The 2121-nt window shown below is 66.5% G+C and carries 3 protein-coding genes; 1 reads left to right on the top strand and 2 read right to left on the bottom strand.

All coding sequences use genetic code 11. The features are described 5' to 3' along the window. Positions 1–19 precede the first annotated feature (19 nt). Both B3P22_RS14320 and B3P22_RS14315 read right to left on the bottom strand, forming a co-directional pair. On the bottom strand, positions 20–511 hold the full coding sequence (locus B3P22_RS14320) for a DUF523 domain-containing protein (protein ID WP_296271428.1): 492 nt from the start codon (positions 509–511) through the stop codon (positions 20–22). A 31-nt stretch (positions 512–542) separates the two neighbouring features. Further along, positions 543–1166, bottom strand: a complete 624-nt coding sequence (locus tag B3P22_RS14315; RefSeq protein WP_296271427.1) for a 2OG-Fe(II) oxygenase — start codon at positions 1164–1166, stop codon at positions 543–545. Between the two features lie 123 nt (positions 1167–1289). Between B3P22_RS14315 and B3P22_RS14310 the strand changes: the two genes are divergently transcribed. Continuing rightward, positions 1290–2057 carry a hypothetical protein gene (locus B3P22_RS14310; protein WP_296271426.1) on the top strand — a complete coding sequence of 256 codons (768 nt, stop codon included), beginning with the start codon at positions 1290–1292 and terminating at the stop codon, positions 2055–2057. Positions 2058–2121: the final 64 nt, after the last annotated feature.

Raw genomic sequence — 2121 nt, 5'->3', positions numbered from 1 at the left:
GGATTGCATCCGGGCTACATCAAGCCTGCTCCAACCGCGCCAGCTCGGCAGCCGCCTCGCCGAGCTGCGTTTCGTTGAACACCCTAATCCCAGCTCGCTTCAACAAGGCCGCGGTGACGCCCTCGCCCGGCACCCGCACACCACCGAAGCTGCCGTCGTAGTTCTCCAGATTGCCGCACGATGGGCTGCGCGCCTTGAGCAGGGCCAGTTGGATGCCATGCTCGCGCACCAAGGCCAGCGCCTGCTCGGCGCCGTCGACGAACGCGGCGGTAACGTCTTCACCGTCGATCGTCAGCACCGGCAGGCGCCCGTCCAGCACCGCACCGCCCTGACCGCCATGGATCTCCGCTGGAGGGCGCGGCGTGGGTAAGCCTCCCGCCACTTCCGGACACAGCGCCACTACCCGTCCCTCATCGAGCCACTGCTGGAGCAGATCGAAGGGGCCGTGGGCACCACCGTCGTAACGCACCCGATGCCCGAGCAGGCAGCGGCTGACCAAGATCTTCTGCATCGTCTCCCCCTGTCCGGCCAGCGCCGGCGGCTCAGAGCACGTCCGTACCGCGGCGCCGGAACCAGCCTGTCAGCGACAGCCGCTCGCGGGTGGCGGGCAGCACCTCATGGGGCATCTCTCCGGAAAGAAACAGCGCCAGGGTGCCCGCCTGCGGCAGCACGTCATGCTCGCGCCCGTCATTCAGGTACAGGCGCAGCGCGCCGCCCTGCTCGGCCTGCCAGTTGTCGTTCAGGTACAGCACCGCCGAGACCGTACGTCGATCATCGTCACGGAAGCGGTCGAGATGGCGCAGGTAGAAAGCGCCCGGCTCGTAGCAGGCAAAATGGCACTCGAAATCCTCGAGCCCGAGAAACAGCTCCTGATTCAGCGTCTGGCGCAGGTCGTCCATCAGCTGCATATAGCGGTCACAGGCCTCGCTCTCGCCTGGTTCCAGCCACTGGATACGATCCCCGCGAATGCCCTCCTGCACCTGCTGGGCGCTGCCACGCCCAACACTGGCCGCGCTCAGCTCGCCACTGCGCTCACGCTTACGGCACTCGCTGGCCAGTTCGCGGGTCAGAATCTCAGGGGCGAACAACGCCCGTTGCGACCAGCCCTGGCTGGCGAGGTCGTCTATAAGGTTGGAAAAGAGGTCTTGCTGGCAGGGTTCGGTCATGGCGGCGATTGTACAGCGCCGGATGGCCGCTAGACATAGCTCGACAAGCCCCCTGTCAGCCACCGAAAATAACCGGCCGCAACAGCCTGCGGCCGGCTGGGAAAGTTTGCCAAGGAGTTCTCGATGCGCGTTCTGTTTGCCCTGTTGCTGATTGGCCTGAGCTGGCCGGCCCTGGCCGACGATCACCTGCGCCTTTACCAGGCTGCAGGCTGGCCGCAACAGCGCGAACATTTCAACCAGGCACTCGACGCCGCCCAGCAGCGCTACCGCAGCACACTGCCACCGGCGGTGTTCCAGGCGCTGGTGGATAACAGCAACCGCCGCTTCGCCGCTGCCGCCATCGACCAGCGCGCGCAGAATAGCCTACGCGTGGAGCTGGCCGACCCGCAGCCGGCACTGGCCTTTTTCGAATCTGCGCTGGGTCGCAAGATCGTCGCCGCAGAGACGCTGGCTACCCGCAGCGATCAGTTGGCCAAGTACGCCAACGGCCTGCCGCGCACCGACGCCGACGCCACCCGTCGCCTGCTGATTCGTCACCTGGCCCAGGCCATTCCCGCCAAGGAGGCCGGCGCCGAAGTCAGCCTGGCACTGGCCGGCGTGGCGGCCGACAGCCTCAGCCAGATGATTCCCGGCCTGCTCGGCGGCGGCCAGGCCCAGGGGCTGCTCAATGGCCAGCGCGAGCGCCTGATGGCGCAGATCGAGCAGGACCTCGACAACACCCTGCTGCACGTCTATCGCGAGTTGAGCGACCCGGAACTGGAGCAGTTCGTCGAATTCGCCCAATCCGACGCCGGCAAGGTCTATTACCAGGCCGCCCTGCAGTCGCTGCGCGCCGGCCTGGCGGTGGGCATGAGCACCAACGAGCTGGAGCCCGCGCCCCAGGGCATCTGAAACCAGCGTGAGTGGGGCCTCAGGAGATCTGAAACGCGACGCTCCCTTGTAGGAGCGAATTTAT

It is taken from the genome of Pseudomonas sp. UBA6323 (genome assembly GCF_002439135.1).
Taxonomy (GTDB): Bacteria; Pseudomonadota; Gammaproteobacteria; order Pseudomonadales; family Pseudomonadaceae; genus Aquipseudomonas.
This window is presented reverse-complemented; position numbering and strand designations above follow the sequence as displayed.

Excerpts from the sequence above, each read along its gene's own strand:
- B3P22_RS14310 (WP_296271426.1), top strand. The coding sequence starts at position 1,290 with ATGCGCGTTCTGTTTGCCCTGTTGCTGATTGGCCTGAGCTGGCCGGCC.
- B3P22_RS14315 (WP_296271427.1), bottom strand. The coding sequence starts at position 1,166 with ATGACCGAACCCTGCCAGCAAGACCTCTTTTCCAACCTTATAGACGAC.
- B3P22_RS14320 (WP_296271428.1), bottom strand. The coding sequence starts at position 511 with ATGCAGAAGATCTTGGTCAGCCGCTGCCTGCTCGGGCATCGGGTGCGT.